The organism is Pseudoxanthomonas sp. SGNA-20, assembly GCF_003931635.1.
Taxonomy (GTDB): Bacteria; Pseudomonadota; Gammaproteobacteria; order Xanthomonadales; family Xanthomonadaceae; genus Pseudoxanthomonas.
The window spans coordinates 1-18455 of sequence record NZ_RRYK01000003.1 but is presented as its reverse complement, the minus strand read 5'-3'; the positions used below and the strand labels follow the sequence as shown (position 1 = coordinate 18455).

Sequence of the window (18455 nt, the reverse complement as noted above, 5' to 3'; positions counted from 1 at the left end):
CTCAGCCACGCCGGCGGCTGCGGTCCAGCCACACTTCCAGGCCCTGGGCGTTGAGCTCGATGTCCATGCCCAGCAGGTCCAGCACCCCGGCCTCGTCCAGCGGCACGCCGTGGGCCTGGGCGCGCTCCAGGTAGTACTCCGACAGCGCCGCCACCAGCGCGCGGTGGCGGTCCGGGCCGCCGTCGCAGGCCTGGGCCAGCGAGACCATGGCGTCGATCTGCTCGTGCAGGTCCGCGGCCAGGCGGCGCACCTCGCCCACCGGGCCGTAGTGGGTCAGGTACATGCGCTCCGGCGCGCTTTCCAGCATGCGCCGGATCGAGGCCTGCATCGCCTCCGGCTCGAACTGCACCGGCGAGGAGGTGGGCAGGACGAAGGCGCGGCCTTCGCTGTCCAGCTGCCGGTAGGACAGGCCGAAGGTGTCGCCGGTGAACCAGCCGCGGCTGCGCTCGTCCCAGATGCACATGTGGTGGCGCGCGTGGCCGGGGGTATCCAGGCAGCGCAGGATGCGCCCGGCCAGGTCGATGGCATGGCCGTCGGCGGCCACCACCACGCGCGATTCCGGCACCGGCTCCAGGCTGCCGTAGTGCCGCGCGAACTGCTCCTCGCCGTACACCGCCATGGCCCCGGCCACCAGCCGCTGCGGATCGACCATGTGCGGCGCCGCGCGCGGATGCGCGACCAGGCGTGCGTTCGGCAGCTGGCGCATCAGCAGGCCCGCGCCGCCGGCGTGGTCGAGGTGGGCATGGGTCAGCACCACCCAGTCCACCGCCTCGGCGCCGAGCCCGGCGTCGGCCAGCGCCTGCATCAGCACCGGCACGCTGTGGTTGGTGCCGCAGTCGACGAACGCCGCCCGGCCCCGCTCGACCACCAGGTACGCGGCGTCGAAGGCAGGCCGGACGTAGCCGGTGTCGAGGGTATGGATGCCGTGCGCGGCCGCCAGCTGCTGTTGCTGCATCGGGGAGCGGGGATGTGGGGGCGATGCAGGGGAGCCTAGTCAGCCCCCCTTGCCCGCACGATCCGGCTTTGGTCGTAGACGGCCGCCGGCGGCAGGCCACCGTTCACCTTGGTCGCGGCTCAGCCCTGCGCCGCCCAGCGCGCGGACAGGCGCATGCGCAGCGGGATCGCCAGTGCCAGCACCGCCAGGAACGCGCCGTAGGCGTAAAGCACGGCCAGCACCTGGCGCCAGATCGGGCCGGCGCCGCTGTAGGCCAGGCCCTCGTGGTAGCCCCAGTGCATGCCGCCGATGCTCAACACCAGCGCCAGGACCAGCACGATGGCGTCGAACGCACGCCGCGCGCGCGGGCGCGGCGTGCGCGGGAAGAACCAGTAAAGACCGCCCAGCACGGCGAACCAGGGCAGGAACAGCAGCAGCGACAGCCAGGCCATCAGCCGGCCTCCGCCTCGGCCAGCTGGCGCAGGGCCTCGACCACCGCGTCCACCCCGGCCACGTCGGCGCCCAGGGTGCCCACGCGCTCGCCCATCAGCCCGACCGCGCCCTGCTCCAGCGCGTGCAGGGCATTGATGCCCTCGCGGCGCAGCCGGGCGATGCGCTCGCCGGCCTCGCGCGGGGACTCGGAGCCATCACCCTGCAGCAGCACGCGGCCGTCGGCGTCGACCAGCTTGAAGTGGAAGCGGCCGTCGGCCTCGCGGTATTGCTTGAACTGCGGCAGGCGCGCCGCCGGCTTCTTCTTCGGCTTGCCGGAGCCGGCGGCGGCCGCCGCCCGGAAGCCGCCCAGGCCCACCGCACGCTGCAGGCCGTCGAGCAGCGGCACGGTGATGTCGCGGGCCTTGCGCGCGCCTTCCTGCAGGATCTCCTCCAGCTGCGCCGGCTTTGCGACCAGCTGTGCGTACTGCTCGCGCATCGGCGCCACCACCTCCTCGATGCGGGCCACCAGGCGCTGCTTGGCATCGCCCCAGCCGATGCCCTCGGCGAAGGCGTGGCGCATCTCCTCGGCCTGTTCCGGGGTGGAGAAGGCCTGGTACAGCTGGAACAGGGCCGAGCCCTCGGTGTCCTTGGGCTCGCCAGGCGCGCGCGAGTCGGTGACGATCGACATCACCAGGCGCTTGAGTTCGGCCGGCGGTGCGAACAGCGGGATGGTGTTGTCGTAGCTCTTGGACATCTTGCGGCCATCCAGGCCCGGCAGGGTGGCCACGTTCTCGTCGATCTGCACCTCCGGCAGCACCAGCGGCTCGCCGGACTGGCCGGTGGCCTGGCGCCAGGCCTCGCCGTAGAGGTGGTTGAAGCGCTGGCCGATGTCGCGCGCCATTTCGATGTGCTGGATCTGGTCGCGGCCCACCGGCACGCGGTGCGCGCCGAAGGCGAGGATGTCGGCCGCCATCAGCACCGGGTACATGTACAGGCCGGCGGTGACGCCGGCATCCGGGTCCTCGCCCGCCTCGTTGTTCTTGTCCACCGCCGCCTTGTAGGCATGGGCGCGGTTGAGCAGGCCCTTGGCAGTGACGCAGGTCAGCAGCCAGGTCAGCTGCGGGATCTCGGGGATGTCCGACTGCCGGTAGAACACGACCTTCTGCGGATCCAGGCCGCAGGCCAGCCAGGTCGCGGCGATCTCCAGGCGCGAGCGTGCCACCCGCTGCGGATCGTCGGCCTTGATCAGGGCGTGGTAGTCGGCCAGGAAGAAGAAGCTCTCCGTGCCCGGCGCGCGCGAGGCGGCGATGGCGGGACGGATGGCCCCGGCGTAGTTGCCCAGGTGCGGGGTGCCGGTGGTGGTGATGCCGGTGAGGACGCGGACGGTCATGGTGCAGGCAAGGGGAAGAAACACGCCGATTCTACCCCCCTGCCCCGGTTGCGGCGGGCGGACACGGAAAGGCCCGGGGCGGCGGATCGCCGCGCCCGGGCCCAAGGCACCGGCCTTAGTGGCGGTAGCGCTGGTCCAGGGTGGTCTCGAAGTCGCGGACCTCGCGCTCGGCGCGGTCCTTCTCCCAGCCATAGCGCTCCTGCAACTTGCCGGCCAGGTACTCGGCATTGCCCTCGGCCACGTCGAACACGTCGTCGGTGAGGTCGCCCCACTTGGCCTTCATCTGGCCCTTCAGCTGCTTCCAGTTGCCGGCGATGATGTCGCGGTTCATGCGTGCTCCTTGTTGGGGGGTCGGGACCCGGCGGTCGCCGGGTTGGGGCCAGCATCGCCGGTTGCGCGTTTCCCGGCGGTCCAGCCGCCGTGAGTGCGCGGTTACGCGGCGCCACGCGCGGCGGAGCATTCAGGCAGACAAAAAGGCGGGGCCTTGCGGCCCCGCCTGCAACTCCATCTGCGCACGTCCTGTGCCGGGCGCGTCCTGCGCTCACCGCATCCGTTCGAGCTTCCCGCTCAGCACTTGCCGTCCTTGCAGTCCTGGGCCTTGTCCTCGAGCTTTTCCCCGCCCCGCTGGATGTCCTTGCCCGCGCCGGCCATGGTGTTGCACGCGGTCAGCGCGGAAATCGAGAACAGGCTCAGCAGGGTCAGGGCAACGATGCGCTTCATGGTGGGCTCCCTTTTCGGTCCCGCGCGCCACGCACGGGATGGGCCCCACTTTTCCGGGAACGCCGTCGAACCGGCGTGAAACCGCGCGGCGACGGACGCGACTGGTGCTCAGTCGCGCATCAGCGTGGACTTGCCGAACAGGCTCTCGACCAGGTCCACCGCCAGCTCGGCGGTGGCGTTGCGGTTGTCCAGCACCGGGTTGAGCTCGACGATGTCCAGCGAACCCATGCGCCCGGTGTCGGCGATCATTTCCATCACCAGCTGCGCCTCGCGGTAGTTCACCCCGCCGGGCACGGTGGTGCCCACGCCCGGGGCGATGCCCGGGTCGAGGAAGTCCACGTCGAAGCTCACGTGCAGGTGGGTGTCCGCGTCCACGCCTTCCAGCGCCTGCTGCATCACCGCCTTCATCCCGACCTCGTCGATGTAGCGCATGTCGTAGATGTCCAGGCCATGCTGCTTGACCAGGCGCTTTTCCTCCGGATCCACCGAGCGGATGCCGATCTGCCGCACCTGCGCCGGGGTGATGGCCGGGCCCTCGCCACCGAGGCGGGTGAGCGCGTCCGGGCCGATGCCGCACAGGCAGGCCACCGGCATGCCGTGCACGTTGCCCGAAGGGGTGACCTCGCTGGTGTTGAAGTCCGCGTGCGCGTCCAGCCACAGCACCCGCAGCTTCTTCCCGGCCTGGCGGCAGTGCTGGGCGACCGCGGCGATCGAGCCGATCGCCAGGCAGTGGTCGCCGCCGAGCATCACCGGCATGCGTCCGCGCCGCAGCTCGGCCAGGGTGGCCTGCATCAGCGCGCGGTTCCATTCCACCACCTGCTCCAGGTGGCGGTAGCCGCCCACCGGTGGCTGCCAGGGGTTGGGCGGGCCGGCGAGGTTGCCGGTGTCGAGCACGTCCACGCCGCGCGCGGCCAAGGCCTGGCCGATACCGGCGATGCGCAGCGCATCCGGGCCAAGCGACGCGCCGCGGTGCCCGGCGCCGATGTCGGTGGGAACGCCGATGAGGGAAACAGGGGGATAACTGCGGGCCATGACGGTATCCGTTGAAACCTTTTCCCGAGTCTAGCCGGGTGACCGTACGGACACGCGCCGCGCTGCAGCAGACGCCGGATTCACGCCCACGGTGCTATTGAAGGGACATGCCGACCACCCTGACGCCTCCCGTCGCTCCTTCGTCCCCACCCCTGCCGGCCAGTTTCCTGCCGGCCATGGCCACCGCGGACGAACCGCCGCCGTTCAACGTGCCCCTGACCGTACTGGCCGAAGCCAACGGCCGCAGCGAGATCTTCCACGGGTTCCACGACGGCGAGGCCTGGTATGCCTACGACCTGCCAGCCAGCGGGCAGTGGCAGGTGGTGGCCTGGCAGGCCGGCTACCGGCCATGGCCGCCGGGCTTGCCGGATGGCGTGCGGTTGCCGGTCCCGGCGCCGTTGCACCGGACCTGCGGGCTGGTGCCCTGAGCGTCGTCCCGGCAGCTGCCGGGAGCGGAAAGTGGTGCCGCTTGTCCGGATCGAACGGACGACCTACCGCTTACAAGGCGGTTGCTCTACCAGCTGAGCTAAAGCGGCGCGGCCGGCGATTCTAGCGCAGGCGTCCGCGCATCGTCCGCCAGGCCGGGGATGCGGCTGCAATCGATCTGGCGCGCTTCGCCCGCCTGGGCGCGCACTTCCTCCGGCCGTGCGGTGGCCAGCAGCAGCCACCAGCGCGGAGGCGTGGCCCGGCCGGCAGTGCGCAGCTCGGCCGGAAAGCCAAGCTGGCGCATGGCCGCGACCCGGCGCTCGGCCATGTCGCGGTTGCGGAAGGTGCCCAGCGCCACCGCGTTGGCCTCGCCGCCCTGGTGCAGCACCAGCACGTCGTCGAAGCCGGCACCCCGCAGGCGGCGCACCGTGGCTTCGGCCTCCTCGCGGCTGGGGACCGGGGGCAACAGCACCCGGTACATCTCCGCATCGCCCGGTTCCTCCTCGACCTGCAGGCCCAGCAACAGCGGCTGCAGCCGCGCGCTGATGCCATTGGCCGCGGCGCGGCTGCGGAACGGGCCGGCGCGCAGGCAGGTGTGTGCGGGCGCGGCCGGCTGCAGCGCAGGCGCCGGGGCCGCGGCGGCATCGAGGGTGCGCACGATTTCCAGCGGGGCGATGCCCGGCGGCGTGGCCGGCACCGAGGCCGGCGCTGGTTCGGGGCGCAGCAGCCACCAGGCGGCCACGCCGAGGTTGAGGACGGCCAGGACGACGATGAGGGCGCGGGCGATCATGCCCCGATTCTAGGGGAGCACCGCAGCGCGGTGGCCGCCGGCGGTCAGGAGGATGCCGCCGCGTCCAGCTGCGCTCGCGCCCAGATCGCCAGGCCTTCGATCACCAGCGCCGGCCGCAGCCGTGCCTGCGGCAGCAGCGGCGCCAGCGCCCCGGCACCGCCGCCATGCAGCAGCAGCGCCGGCTCGCGCCCCAGGCGCAGGCGCGCCTGCTCCAGCGAGCGCAGCACCAGGGCCACCGCGGCGCCGTCGCAGCCGGAGGCCAGCGCGTCGGCGGTATCGTCGGCGAACTCGGCATAGGCACCGCCGCTGGCCGGAAGCTGCGCCGCGCGCGCGTGCAGCATCTCGCGCATCAGGGTCGGCGAGGGCGCGATGCGGCCACCGTGGTGGCGCCCGCCGGCGTCAAGCAGATCGATGGTCAGGGCGGTGCCGACCCCGGCCAGCAGCACGTCGCCGCCGTCCCGGTGCGCGGCCAGCAGCGCCAGGAAACGGTCCACGCCAAACCGCTCCGGGTTCGGATAGGCCACCCGCACCCCGGCGCATTCGGCCTGGGTGCGGGCCAGATGCACCTCGTCGAAGGCCGCGTGCAGGCGTTCCAGCACCGCCGCGGTCATGGCTGGACCGGCGACGCTGGCCACCCAGGCCCGGCGTCCGCGCGGGACCGGGGCGCGGTGCAGGTCCTCGCCATGCGGCCAGGCCTGGGCCTCGCCCGGTGCGCCGCCGTCCCAGGGGGCGGCCTTGAAGCGCGTGTTGCCCAGGTCGAACAGCCAGTCGCTCATTGCCTTCTCACGCTGACCTCGCCGGCATGCACGCGGCGCTCGCCGGCGCTGGTGGCCACCCGCAGGGCCCCATCCGCGGCCAGGCCCAGGGCCTGTCCCTCGAAGTCGCCGCGGCTGTCCAGCACCCGCACCGGATGCCCGGCCAGCACGTCCAGCGCGGCGTAGCGGTCCAGGAACGGCGCCAGGCCCTCCTCGTCGAACAGTTCCAGCGCCGGCAGCAACGCGTCCAGCACGGCGATGGCCACCGCATTGCGCGACGGTACCCTGCCGCCAAGCCGGGCCAGGTCGGTCCACGGCTGGTCGATGCCGTCGGCCGGCCCGAGGTCGACGTTGATGCCGATCCCGACCACCGCGTGCACCGGACCGCCGTGCTCGCCGCCGCCCTCGACCAGCAGGCCGCCCAGCTTGCGGCCGTCGGCCACCAGGTCGTTGGGCCACTTCAGTCCGACCTCGGCATGGCCGCAGCCACGCAGGGCCTCGGCCACCGCCACCCCGGCCACCAGGCTCAGCCCGCCGAGGCGGGCCAGGCCGCCCTGGAAGCCACGCCGCACCGACATGCAGACCTGCCCACCCAGCGGCGACACCCAGCGCCGGCCCAGCCGGCCGCGGCCGGCGTTCTGGCGCTCGGCCAGCAGCACCTCCACCCCGGGACGCGGCGGCCGCCGCAGCAGTTCGGTATTGGTCGAATCCAGGCTCCAGGCCACGTCCAGTGCGTGCAGCGAAGCGGCGGCCCGCGGCGCCAGCCCGGCGCGCAGGCGCGCCGCATCCAGCAGCTCCAGCGGGCTGTCGAGCACGTAACCGCGCCCGGGCCGGGCCTCGATCCGCGCCCCGGCCGCCCGCAGGCCTTCGATGCGCTTCCACACCGCCGCGCGGGTGATGCCGGCGTCGCGTGCCAGCACGTCGCCCGAACTTCCGCCGGCGGCCAGCCGCCGCAGCAGCTCCCGATCGTCCACACCCTGCTCCGTGAATACTGCGTAGCGGGCGATTATCCGGCATCCGCCGCCCCCGCGTCCGGCGCACGGTCCCGATCCGCGCTATATTCGGGATCTTGCCCGGCCAACCGGACCGACCCATGCGCCGATTCGCCCCGCTCCTGCTGCTGACCATCCCGAGCCTGTGCTGGGCCAGCCCCGAGCTGCCGGGGCCGGAACAGAAGCACGGCGCCTGCGTCTATGCCCGTCCGGACACCACCGCGGCCGCACCCGCCGGGGACGAGGCGCCGCAGGCGCGGCCAACGGTGCCGGCGGCGGCACGCACCACCCCGCGCGCCAGCGCTGGCGGCGGCGGCGGCGATTCGGACGCGGTCATGCCGCGCGCCCGCGGCGGCCGCTGGCACAGCTTCCTCCCGGGAATGTTCCGCTGATCCGCAGGCTTTCGCGCTGGCTGCGCCTGGGTGCGGCACCCATCGACGAGGACCTCTGGCAGCACGCCTGCCAGGCCCTGCCGTGGGCGCGCGGGCTGGACCCGGAGCGCCGCGAACGCCTGCGCGCGCTGGCGACCCGCTTCCTGCACGAGAAGACCATCACCCCGCTGGGCGGGCTGGAGCTGGCGCCCGCCGAGCAGGTGCTGCTGGCGGCGCTGTGCTGCCTGCCGCTGCTGGAGTTCGGCGCCAGCGGGCTGCGTGGCTGGTCGCAACTGCTGGTCTACCCGGATGCGTTCCGGGTGCGCCGCAGCCACGTCGACGCGGCCGGCGTGCTGCACGAATGGGACGACGAACTGGCCGGCGAGGCCTGGGACCATGGCCCGCTGGTGCTGTCCTGGGCCGACGTGCAGGCCGACCTGGAGGAGCCTGACACCGGCTATTGCGTGGCCGTGCACGAGATGGCGCACAAGCTGGACGTGCTGGACGGCGAGCTGGACGGCACCCCGCCCCTGCCCGCCGCCTGGCACCGGCAATGGGCGCGCGATTTCCAGCGCGCGTACGACGGCTTCTGCGCCGAGGTCGACGCCGGCGCGGAGACCGCGATCGACCCGTACGCGGCCGAGGCACCGGAGGAATTCTTCGCGGTGGCCACCGAGTACCACTTCTCCGCACCAGCAGTGCTGGAGCAGGAGATGCCGGAAGTGGCCGCGCACCTGGCCCGCTTCTACGGCCCCTCGCCCCTGCGCGCCGCGTAGCCCGGACAAGCGAAGCGCATCGGGCTACGCCCTTGCGAATCCCGAATCACCAATCCCGAATCCCGGCTCTCAAAGCCCCGGCGGCAAGGTGACCTCGAAGCGCGCCCCGCCCAGCTCCTGGGAACGGGTGACCTGCAGTTCGCCGCGGTAGTCGCGCACCAGGTCCTGCACGATCGACAGGCCGATGCCGTGGCCCTGCACGCGCTCGTCGCCGCGCACGCCGCGCTGCAGCACCTTGGCCACGTCCTCCGGGGCGATGCCGGGGCCGTCGTCGTCCACCGCCAGCAGCAGGCCGGCGCGGCGGTTGGGCGCGGTCGGGCCCGGGCGCGCGGTCAGCACCACGCGGCGGTTGGCCCACTTGAACGCGTTCTCCAGCAAGTTGCCGAGCAGTTCCTGCAGGTCGCCGGCCTCGCCGTAGAAACGCGCGTCCGGGGCGATGTCGAACTCGCACAGCACGCCCTTGCGCGCGTAGACCTTCTCCAGGCCGCGCACGATCTCCTCGGCGGTGGACTCGATCGGCACCGGCGCGGAGAACAGCTTGTGGCCGCTGGAGGCGGCGCGCGCCAGCTGGTAGGAGACCAGGTCGTTCATGCGCCGCAGCTGCACGTCCAGTTCCTGGCGCAGGGTCTCCTCCGGGCCGCCGGAATCCAGCTGGGTGCGCAGCACCGCCAGCGGCGTCTTCAGGCTGTGCGCCAGGTCGGCCAGGGTGTTGCGCTGGCGCTCCAGGTTCTCGCGCTCGGAGTCGATCAGCGCGTTGATGCTCTCGGTCAGCGGCTCCAGCTCGCGCGGGTGGTGCTCGCTCATGCGCTGCAGCTGGCCGCGCTGGACCTTGGTCAGCTCGGCGATCACCCGCTGCAGCGGGCGCAGGCTCCACTGCAGGATCAGCGCCTGCAGCAGCAGCAGGATCAGGCCGGCGCTGCCGAGGTTCATCCACAGCGCGCCGCGGAACACGCGCACCTGGGCATCCAGGGTCTGCGTGTCCTCCATGACGTAGATGGTGTACGGGAACTCGGCCTCGGGCCCGCGCTCGCCCCAGACCAGGCCGATGCCGTAGCGGTAGACCTCGCCGGCGGTGCCGTCGATCTGGGTCACCTGCAGCGGGCCGTCGAAGCGCTCCTCGCGCGGCTCGAGGATGTCGCCCGGGTCCGGCAGCAGCGGACCTTCGGCCGACATCGAGGCCCAGCGCCCGTCGGGCAGCACCACTTCGGCGTACAGGCCGCTGCCGGGACGGTGGAAGCGCGGATCGGGTCCGACCTCGGGCGTGTACAGCGAACCGTCGCGGCCGAAGTCGATGTTGTCCGCGTACGCCATGGCGTAGCTCTTCAGCCGCTGGCGCAGGTTGTTCTGGGCGGTCTCGGCGAAGGAGCGGTCCAGGGCCACGCCGGCCAGCATCAGGAAGGCGACCAGGCCGATGCTGGCCGCCATGAGCTGGCGGGCCTTGAGCGAACGCGGCCGCCAGGGGCGGAACCGGGGCCTGGTGCTCCCTTCCACGAGACCCGGCTACCGCGGCTCAGCCTTCGTTGCGCGGGATCGCGAAACGGTAGCCGCGGCCGCGCACGGTCTCGATCGGCTTCAGCTCGCCTTCCGGGTCGAGCTTCTTGCGCAGGCGGCCGATGAAGACTTCCAGCACGTTGGAGTCGCGGTCGAAGTCCTGCTGGTAGATGTGCTCGGTGAGGTCGGCCTTCGAGACCAGCTCCCCGGCGTGCATCATCAGGTACTCCAGCACCTTGTACTCGTAGCTGGTGAGGTCGACGTTGCTGCCGTGCACGGTGACCGTCTGCGCGGCCAGGTCCAGCGCCACCGGGCCGCACTCCAGCACCGGCTTGCTCCAGCCGGCGGCGCGGCGCACCAGCGCGTTGAGGCGCGCCAGCAGCTCCTCGACGTGGAACGGCTTGACCAGATAGTCATCGGCGCCCTGCTTGAGGCCCTCGACCTTGTCCTGCCAGCTCGAGCGCGCGGTCAGGATCAGCACCGGGAAGTTCTTGCCCTCGTCGCGCAGCGCCTTGATCAGTTCCATGCCCGACATCTTGGGCAGGCCCAGGTCAATGATGGCCACGTCGAACGGGACCTCGCGCCCCATGTACAGGCCTTCCTCGCCGTCCTGCGCGGCATCCACCGCGAAGCCCTCGCGCTTGAGGCGCGCGGCCAGGGTCTCCCGCAGCGGGGCCTCGTCTTCGACCAGAAGGATTCGCATGCACTCTCCCTGAGTTGCAGTGTGGGACCGGCCTTTGGCCGGGGCCCCATCGTCTAGCGGGTTTCGTGATCGTCGCGTCGCGATGCGCGGCGGCCCCGCTCGCCGGGGCCCGGGTCATCCATATAGCGGACCCGGCCGCGATCGTCCATGTACTTCACGCGGGTGATGTTGCGCCCCTCGTAGGGCACCAGCTCGGCGCCCAGGATCTGGCCGCCGGTGGAGCGCTGCACGAAGCGTACTGCCTCCGAGAGCGAGCGGCGCGATGCCCGCAGCTCGGCGGCGCCGGCTTCCTGCGCGTCCCGCTGCGGGCGCTCGGCACGGGGCGGCCCGCCGGCGCGCGCGCCGGCCTCCGGCCCGACCACGGGCGGCCGGGCCGCCGCCACGAGGGGCAGGCCGGCCAGCAGCAGGGCGGTGACGAGGCGGCGCGGAGCGAACATCGTTGCAATCCTAACTAACGGCGTGGGTCTTTGATACGGCTTCCACGCACGAAAACATGCGTCGAGGCCAGACCCTTGGCTGGAAAGGCATGTTCGTGAGAATGCAGTGAATCCGGTCTGAACTTATCCACATGCCACCGGCGGCCGTTCAGCGCAACAAGCCGCCATTTTCCCGGCGGTTCGCGCGGGATCCGCTCAGGCCACCGCGGTCGCGCCGGCGGTGGCATCCAGCGCCTGCTCCACCAGCTCCCAGCCTGCACCAGGACGGTGCGCGCCCTCGCTGAGGACCTGGCGGAACAGGCGGCCGCCGGGCTGGCCATGGAACAGGCCAAGGACATGCCGCACCACGTGCTTGAGCGGCAGGCCCGAGGCCAGCTGCCGCTCCACGTAGGGGCGCAGGCGGCGCAGCAGGGTGGCGCGTCCGGCCAGCTCGCCGCCGTACAGGGCCACGTCCAGCCGGTGCAGCAGGTAGGGATCGTGGTAGGCGGCGCGGCCCAGCATCACCCCGTCCACGTGCGCCAGCTGCTCCTGGACCTGTGGCTCGGAGGCGATGCCGCCGTTGACCAGCACCTCCAGGTCCGGACGCTCGCGCTTGAGCCGCCAGGCCCATTCGTAGCGCAGCGGCGGCACCTCGCGGTTCTCCCTGGGCGACAGCCCCTGCAGCCAGGCATTGCGCGCATGCACCACGAAGGTGCGGCAACCGGCCGCGGCCACCGCTTCGACGAAGGCGGCGAAGCGCTCGTACTCGTGGTCCTCGTCCACGCCCAGCCGGCACTTCACCGTTACCGGCACCTCGCGGCCGTCGGCGCGGGCACCCTCGATCATGGCCGCCACGCACTCGGCCACCAGCCCCGGCTCGCGCATCAGGCAGGCACCGAAGCGGCCGGCCTGGACCCGGTCGGAGGGGCAGCCGCAGTTGAGGTTGACCTCGTCGTAGCCCCACTCCACGCCGATCCGGGTGGCCTGCGCCAGTACCTCCGGCTCGCTGCCGCCCAGCTGCAGCGCCACCGGGTGCTCGGCCGGGTCGAAGCCCAGCAGCCGCCCGCGGTCGCCGAGCACCACCGCGTTGGCGTGCACCATCTCGGTGTACAGCCGCGCATGCGGCGCCAGCAGGCGGTGGAACACCCGGCAGTGGCGGTCGGTCCAGTCCATCATCGGGGCGACGGAGAGGCGGGCGGAAGCGGCGTAGGAAGCGGGAACGGCAGGCATGGCGGGGACCGGTGGGGAGCGGGAATTGTCCCCGATCGCCCGCGGCAGTTCTAACCGCCCGGCTGAACGGCGGGTCGCCGCCGCACCCGGCCGCCCCACGGAACCGCCGGCCGGGTGCGGGGCGCCGCGCACCCGCCGCTACCAGCGGTACTCCACGCTGGCCGAATAGAACCCGCCGTCGCCGGACACCGGGCCGTTGACCGGGTACGCGTAGTACTGGCCCGGCTGGACCAGGGCCTGCGGCAGTTTTTCCGGCAGGCGGTTGAACAGGTTGTTGGCGGTCAGCGACAGGCGCAGGCGTTCGCTGGCCTGGAAGCCCAGGTCCAGGTCGGTCAGCCAGATCGGGTCGATGGTGTACGCCACCTCCTCCGAGGCCGGGCGCCCGACCGGGACGCCGTAGCGCTCCAGCGAGCCGTAGCGGGTCAGGCGCAGCAGCGCGCTCCAGCGTCCCAGGCGCCAGTCGGCGCTGAGCACCTGCTTGCTCTTCGGCGACAGCAGCAGCAGGAGGTTGGCGTTGCTGCGGCTGAACACCGGCACGCCGTAGTCGGCCAGCACGTCCGGGGTGGGCGCCACGCCGCGCAGCTCGCCGCGGGTCCAGTTGCCCGCCGCGGTCCAGCGCACGCTGCCGAAGCGGCCGAAGTCGCTGGCGGCCTCGAACGTGGCTTCCACGCCCTCGTTGCGGGTATGCGCGGCGTTGAGCAGGTAGGACACCGCGTCGGCCGGGCCGTAGCCGAGCGACTGCAGCAACGGCAGCGCGCCCGGGTAGCTGTCGCCGGAGATCGAGGTGGAGGTGGCGATGCGGTTGTCCACGTCGATGCGGTAGACGTCCACCGCCGCGGTGGCGCCGTCCCAGGGCTGGAACACGATGCCCAGGCTGTAGTTCTCCGATTCCTCCGGCCGCAGCGGGCGCGCGCCCAGGGCCTGCGCCTGCGGCGAACCGACCTGCAGGGTGTAGGTCACGCCGGCCGGCGAGTTCTGGGTGAACTTGTGCGCCTGTGCGGCCAGCGCCGGCGCCTGGAACCCGGTGCTGGCGGTGCCGCGCACGGCCCAGCGCCGGCCCAGCTCCACGCGCGAGGAAACGCGCCAGGTGGAGGCGGTGCCGAAGTCCTCGTAGTCCTCGTGGCGCGCGGCCAGGTCCACGGTCCAGCGCCGCACCGGGTTGAGCGACAGGCCGGCGTACACCGCCCAGTTGTCGCGCTCGACCTGCACCGCGTCTTCCGGGCTGAACCCGGCCAGCGCCTGCGAGTAGCCCACCGCGCGGCTGAAGGGCTTGCCGGCGTTGGGGCCGTCCAGGATCACCGCGCCGCCATGGGTGTAGGACTGCGGATCGCCGGCCCACTTGCGGTAGGACTCCCGGCGCGCCTCGGCGCCCAGCGACAGTTCCAGCGGCCCGGCCAGGCCCACCTCGAAGCCGCGGCGCAGGTCCAGGTTCCAGGTGGTGGCCTCGTAGCGCACCTTGCCCAGGTAGAAGCTGGTCTGGCTGTCCAGGCCGAAGGTCGGGTTGATCGAGTCGTGGATGTAGGCGCGGATCGCGTCGTGGCCGTTGGTGACGCTGGCTTCCCATTCCCAGTCCGCGGCCAGCGTGCCGCGCAGGCCGAGGGTGGCACCCACGCTCTGCTCCCTGATCTCCTCCTTCGGCTGGAAGCCGTCCGGATGGATCGCGCGCACCACCTCGTCGCGCCACACCGGCCGGTAGAACTGCGGTGCCCAGGCCTGGCGGCCGGCGTGGTTGAGGAAGGCGAACAGTTCCAGCGACTCGCCCAGCGGGGTGCCGGCACTGGCGGTGAAGCCGCGCAGCCGGGACTTGCGGCGACCATTGATCGGCCAGCGCCACTTGCCGCGGTCGACCTCGTACTCGCGCGGGTCGAGGCTGGCGCCTGCGGGGATCTGCGGCCGCCACACCGAGCCGCCGGGCACGACCGGGTTGCCGTCGGCGTCGCGCAGGAAGAACAGCGGATAGTCCAGCGGCACCGGGCTGCTGGTGATGGTCGGGTCCTGGTCGTCGTACTGGAGGGCGAAGTTGATGTAGCCCTCTCGGCCCAGGCCGAACCCGGCCCTGGCAGTGAGGGTGTGCAGCCCGCCCTCCCCGCCGTCGTTGACCCCGTAGCGGTAGGCCACCTCGCCGCCCTCGGCCTGGCGGCTGGTGATGATGTTGACCACGCCGGCGATGGCGTCCGAGCCGTACAGCGCCGAGGCACCGTCGCGCAGGACCTCGATCCGCTGGATCGCGCCGGTCGGGAAGGTGGCCAGGTCCACCGGCGCCTGCCCGGTCAGGCCGCCGGCGCCGAACAGGGCGGTGGTGTGCCAGCGCTTGCCGTTGACCAGCACCAGGGTGTGGTTGGGGCTGAGGCCGCGCAGCTGGCCGACGCGGACCATGCTGCCCAGGTCGGTGGCGTTGGCGCGCACCGGCGTGTTCCAGGCCGGCAGGGTGGCGTTGAGCGCCTCGAACAGGTCGGTGCGGGTGGTGCTTTCCAGTTCCTGCGCGCTGATCACGTCGATCGGCGCGGGGCTGTTGCCGATGGTGCGGCCGGCGGCACGGGCGCCGGTGACGGTCACCCGGTCCAGGGTGGTGGCGGCGCCGCTGCCGCCGGGCTCCGGCTCGCCGCCCCCGGCCGCGTGCAGGTCGGGGATGGCGAGGAGCAGGCTGATGGAAAGGGCCAGCACGCTGGCCCGCGGGGAATTGCTCATGCGGGGGAATTCCTCGGCAGGGGGCGGCGCCGCGCGGGCCGCGGCGGCCGCCCGGGAAGGGGATCAGCCCTGGCGGCGGCCGGCTTCGGCGGCACGCACCACCCGCAGGAAGTTGCCGCCCCAGATCGCGGCGACCTGCTCGCGCGTGTAGCCGCGGCGCAGCAGCTCGGCGGTGACGTTGGCCGCGTCGGCCTCGCTGTCGAAGCCGGTGACGCCGGCGCCGTGGTCGAAGTCGCTGCCGATCCCGACGTGCTCCACGCCGATGCGCCTGGCGATGTAGTCCAGGTGGTCGACCAGGTCGGAGAGGGTGGCCGGCTGCTCGTTCTGCTTGAGCGCGTCGTGGAAGCGCTCGCGGGTCGGCGCATCCTGCGCGTCGCTGCCCTCGTTGGCCACCGCGAACTGCTCCGGCAGGCCGAACTCCGCGCGCAGGCGGGCGATCTTCGCGCGCCAGGCGTCGTCCGGCGCGCGCAGGTAGGGCTTGAACGGGGTCACCAGGACCACGCCGCCCTTGGCCTTGATCAGGTCCAGTTCCCCGTCGCTGAGGTTGCGGCTGTTGTCGACCAGGGCGCGGGCGTTGGAATGGGTGGCCACTACCGGCACCCGGCTCAGCTCCACGGTCTGCTTCAGCGCCGCCGGGGTCAGCTGGGATACGTCGATCAGCACGCCCAGGTCGTTGAAGCGCGCCACCGCCCGGCGGCCCAGCTCGCTGAGCCCGCCGTGGCGCTCGGCCACGCCGTCCTGCGGCCGCGAGGAGTCGGCAAACGCGTTGTGCCCGGCGTGGGCGAGCCCGGCCACGCGCACGCCGGCCTGGTGGAAGCGGTCGAACGCGGCCAGGTCGGTGCCGAGGATGCGTGCGTTCTGGAAGCCGAGCAGCACCGCCACCTTGCCCTCGCGGTGCAGGCGCTCGATGTCGTCGGCGCTGCGCGCCAGTTCCGCCTGGCCGCCGCTGCCGGCGATCCATTCCTGCACCGCCGCCAGCTTGGCCTCGGCGTCCTGGCGGGCCTTGGCCAGGCCCTGCGCGTCCTCCGGGCCCGGGCCGACCGCGATCGAGAACACGATCGCGTCCACCCCGCCCTGGCGCACCCGCTCGAAACTGGTGCGCTTGCCGCCGTCCGGCAGCCAGTAGCGCTTCGGCGTGTCGGGCAGCAGCACGTCGGCGTGCCCGTCCAGCACCAGGATCTCCTGGTGGACAGCGGCCGGGTCGGCGGCGGGCTCCGGCGCGGGAGCGGCGGCAGTACCGGCCACGGACCCGGCGGCGGCATCGCGGCCGCCGCAGGCGGCAAGCGCCAGCGCCAGGGCCAGGGCCAGGGCGGCGATGGGACGGGGAAGCGGGAGCGTGGAGCGCGGATGCAATGCGGACATGGACATTCCTGTGGGTTTCATCAGGCAAGGCGGGGCCATGGCCGCCGCGAACGGCAGCCCTGGCGGGACCGGGGTGGCGCCGGATCAGGCCGCGCGCGCGGCGCGGCTACATCGCGCGGGGCGGCAGGGCGGCGGCGGGCAGCGGCTCATCACTGCCCCGCGGTGGCCGCGTAGGGATCCGGCTCGGCCAGCAGCTCGTCCATCAACGCGTTGAAGCGGGCCACGTACTCCTCGTAGTAGCCGCCGGTGACCGGGCCGGTGAAGCCGGTATAGATCTCGCGCACCTCGCCGCGGCGGTCGATCACGATGGTGGTCGGGAACGCGGCCATGTAGTTCAGGCCCTGCAGCTTCTCGGTGGCCAGCTTCTTGTCGGCCACGCCGCCGTGGACGATGTCGTAGTGGATGTCGAAAAAGTCGCGGAACTTGCGCAGGCGCTGCTGGAAGTACTCGAAGCTGTCCTCCTGCTCGAAGGCCACGGCGATGGCCTCCACCCCGCGCTGCCGGTTCTCGCGGAACCGGGGCGCAAGGAACCGGGTCTGGTCGGTGCAGTTGGGGCACCAGGTGCCGATCACCTCGACGATCACCACCTTGCCGCGGTACTTGTCATCCCGCAGCGACACCGGCCGCTCCTCCAGGTCGGGGAAGCTGAAGTCGATGCTGCGGCGGCCATCCTTGAGGTAGGTGAGGCGGTAAGGATCGGGCAGTTCCACCTCGTCGCTGCGGTGGCCCTCGAACCTGGCCACGTTGTAGATGCCGAAGCTGATCGCGCCCTGGATCTGGCCGTCCTCAATGGTGCCGCGGACCAGCACCGGGCTGGGCCCGCTGAAGTGCGACAGCCAGAAGCGGTCGCTCTGGACCACGCCTTCCAGCTCGCGGGTATCGCCCACGACGGTCATGAACACCCCGGCCAGGCGCGTGCCTTCCTGCCGCAGCAGCGCGACCTGGTTGGGCCCGGCGCTGCGGTCGCGGTTGAGGATGGCCCACTTGCCGTCGAGGTTGGCGGCGCTGCCGGCATCCCGCTCCGGCGGCACGAAGCGCCAGGCCTGGCCATGCTCGGCGGTGAACGGCAGGTCGTTGGCGCCGTTGCGCTTCGGGACCAGGTCGCGGTAGTGCCCGACCAGGCGCTTGCCGCCGGAACCCTCCTCCACCGTGGCCTCGAGCGCGGCGTCGTAGGTGTTCATCACCGCGCGGATGCCGCCACCGGCCAGCTTCTCGACCTCGAACTCGTCGCGGCGGCTGCCGTTGAGCAGCACCAGGCGCGGTTGCGCGCCTTCCAGCCCGGCCAACTCGAAGTTGAACGGCAGCGCCTCGCCGTTGACGGTGAACTCGCCGCGCCACAGGCCCTCGGCGGGCGCGACCGTGCCGGCCAGCGCATGCGCGGCGCACAGCGCCAGCAGCAGGGCCAGTCCGTGGCGGAGGATGGAGCGGTATGCATGCCTCATGTCGGTTCCCGTGGCGGAGGAAGGTTCCGCCGGCTTGCATCCGTCGACGCGCTGCGCTGGCGCTCATGGACTGTAGGCAGCGCCCGCCGGCGCAATCCAGAGGCCAACACCCCGGAACTGATGACGATTGCTCCAAAGGAAATGAGCGGCGGCCTCCGCTGCATGGCCACGGCCGACCCGGCCAGCAGATCGTGGCCGAATGGACGACCGCGTTGACCTGAGTATGGAACTTGTAGCCAATCAGGCAGTGAGTCCGGGGTGGATGGTATCGGGTTCGGACCAGTTCCGGCGAACGGTCGCCGGGGGTTTGTAGCCATGGGCGCTGTGCGGCCGCTGCTCGTTGTAGAACTGCCGCCAGCGTTCGATCAGCACCTTCGCTTCGGCGCGGCTGCGGAACCATTCCCGGTTCAGAAGCTCGTCCCGAGGCTTGCCGTTGAAGCTCTCGACGAACCCGTTCTGCCAGGGGCTACCCGGCGCGATGAAGGCCGGGCCGATCGCCGCGTCG

The 18455-nt window shown here is 72.3% G+C and carries 19 protein-coding genes and 1 tRNA gene; 2 read left to right on the top strand and 18 right to left on the bottom strand.

Annotation, left to right across the window (positions count from 1 at the left end; genetic code table 11):
- Window position 1: 1 nt before the first annotated feature.
- From EIM48_RS07100 to rocF, 6 genes are all read right to left on the bottom strand, one after another.
- Complete coding sequence (locus EIM48_RS07100) at window positions 2-955, bottom strand: MBL fold metallo-hydrolase (RefSeq protein WP_125077037.1); 954 nt, start codon at window positions 953-955, stop codon at window positions 2-4.
- 119 nt (window positions 956-1074) lie between these two features.
- Window positions 1075-1386, bottom strand: a complete 312-nt coding sequence (locus EIM48_RS07095) for a hypothetical protein (RefSeq protein ID WP_019398017.1) — start codon at window positions 1384-1386, stop codon at window positions 1075-1077.
- The gene (locus EIM48_RS07090; RefSeq protein WP_125111376.1) at window positions 1386-2756 is read right to left on the bottom strand and encodes a tryptophan--tRNA ligase; all 1371 of its coding nucleotides are present in this window, start codon (window positions 2754-2756) and stop codon (window positions 1386-1388) included. The genes EIM48_RS07095 and EIM48_RS07090 overlap by 1 nt, the downstream gene beginning before the upstream one ends.
- 115 nt (window positions 2757-2871) lie before the next feature.
- Window positions 2872-3087, bottom strand: coding sequence for a CsbD family protein (locus tag EIM48_RS07085; protein WP_019398019.1), 216 nt, complete (start codon window positions 3085-3087; stop codon window positions 2872-2874).
- 236 nt (window positions 3088-3323) lie between these two features.
- Window positions 3324-3476 (bottom strand): entericidin A/B family lipoprotein, encoded by a 153-nt coding sequence (locus EIM48_RS07080; protein ID WP_019398020.1) that lies wholly within the window; start codon window positions 3474-3476, stop codon window positions 3324-3326.
- 108 nt (window positions 3477-3584) lie between these two features.
- Complete coding sequence (gene rocF / locus EIM48_RS07075) at window positions 3585-4508, bottom strand: arginase (protein ID WP_019398021.1); 924 nt, start codon at window positions 4506-4508, stop codon at window positions 3585-3587.
- 107 nt (window positions 4509-4615) lie between these two features.
- Between rocF and EIM48_RS07070 the strand changes: the two genes are divergently transcribed.
- Complete coding sequence (locus EIM48_RS07070; RefSeq protein ID WP_037035032.1) at window positions 4616-4936, top strand: hypothetical protein; 321 nt, start codon at window positions 4616-4618, stop codon at window positions 4934-4936.
- Between the two features lie 32 nt (window positions 4937-4968).
- On the opposite strand, the gene EIM48_RS07065 is transcribed toward EIM48_RS07070, so the two are convergent.
- The 4 genes from EIM48_RS07065 to birA form a co-directional block, all read right to left on the bottom strand.
- Window positions 4969-5044: transfer RNA gene (locus EIM48_RS07065), tRNA-Thr, on the bottom strand.
- Window positions 5035-5724 carry an SPOR domain-containing protein gene (locus EIM48_RS07060; protein WP_026010392.1) on the bottom strand — a complete coding sequence of 230 codons (690 nt, stop codon included), beginning with the start codon at window positions 5722-5724 and terminating at the stop codon, window positions 5035-5037. Before EIM48_RS07060 ends, EIM48_RS07065 begins: the two co-directional genes overlap by 10 nt.
- Before the next feature lie 44 nt (window positions 5725-5768).
- Complete coding sequence (locus EIM48_RS07055; RefSeq protein WP_019398023.1) at window positions 5769-6500, bottom strand: type III pantothenate kinase; 732 nt, start codon at window positions 6498-6500, stop codon at window positions 5769-5771.
- The gene (gene birA / locus EIM48_RS07050) at window positions 6497-7453 is read right to left on the bottom strand and encodes a bifunctional biotin--[acetyl-CoA-carboxylase] ligase/biotin operon repressor BirA (protein WP_028915475.1); all 957 of its coding nucleotides are present in this window, start codon (window positions 7451-7453) and stop codon (window positions 6497-6499) included. The genes EIM48_RS07055 and birA overlap by 4 nt, the downstream gene beginning before the upstream one ends.
- A gap of 376 nt (window positions 7454-7829) precedes the next feature.
- Between birA and EIM48_RS07040 the strand changes: the two genes are divergently transcribed.
- Window positions 7830-8618, top strand: coding sequence for a M90 family metallopeptidase (locus EIM48_RS07040; protein ID WP_026010393.1), 789 nt, complete (start codon window positions 7830-7832; stop codon window positions 8616-8618).
- A 69-nt stretch (window positions 8619-8687) separates the two neighbouring features.
- On the opposite strand, the gene EIM48_RS07035 is transcribed toward EIM48_RS07040, so the two are convergent.
- The 8 genes from EIM48_RS07035 to EIM48_RS07000 form a co-directional block, all read right to left on the bottom strand.
- Window positions 8688-10109, bottom strand: coding sequence for an ATP-binding protein (locus tag EIM48_RS07035; RefSeq protein ID WP_037035041.1), 1422 nt, complete (start codon window positions 10107-10109; stop codon window positions 8688-8690).
- A 19-nt stretch (window positions 10110-10128) separates the two neighbouring features.
- On the bottom strand, window positions 10129-10812 hold the full coding sequence (locus tag EIM48_RS07030; protein WP_019398028.1) for a response regulator transcription factor: 684 nt from the start codon (window positions 10810-10812) through the stop codon (window positions 10129-10131).
- A 53-nt stretch (window positions 10813-10865) separates the two neighbouring features.
- Window positions 10866-11084, bottom strand: a complete 219-nt coding sequence (locus EIM48_RS07025; protein ID WP_051403725.1) for a hypothetical protein — start codon at window positions 11082-11084, stop codon at window positions 10866-10868.
- Between the two features lie 360 nt (window positions 11085-11444).
- Window positions 11445-12458 carry a tRNA dihydrouridine(20/20a) synthase DusA gene (gene dusA / locus EIM48_RS07020; protein WP_028915478.1) on the bottom strand — a complete coding sequence of 338 codons (1014 nt, stop codon included), beginning with the start codon at window positions 12456-12458 and terminating at the stop codon, window positions 11445-11447.
- 138 nt (window positions 12459-12596) lie between these two features.
- Complete coding sequence (locus EIM48_RS07015; protein WP_125111375.1) at window positions 12597-15146, bottom strand: TonB-dependent receptor; 2550 nt, start codon at window positions 15144-15146, stop codon at window positions 12597-12599.
- Between the two features lie 63 nt (window positions 15147-15209).
- A complete protein-coding gene (locus EIM48_RS07010; RefSeq protein WP_125111374.1) occupies window positions 15210-16508 on the bottom strand; it encodes a dipeptidase in 1299 nt (432 codons plus the stop codon).
- A 149-nt stretch (window positions 16509-16657) separates the two neighbouring features.
- Window positions 16658-17950: a TlpA disulfide reductase family protein gene (locus tag EIM48_RS07005; protein WP_125111373.1), complete on the bottom strand. Its 1293-nt coding sequence runs from the start codon at window positions 17948-17950 to the stop codon at window positions 16658-16660.
- Window positions 17951-18190: 240 nt separating this feature from the next.
- Window positions 18191-18455, bottom strand: a 265-nt coding sequence (locus EIM48_RS07000) for an integrase core domain-containing protein (RefSeq protein ID WP_148098703.1), incomplete at its 5' end; no start/stop codon positions are given.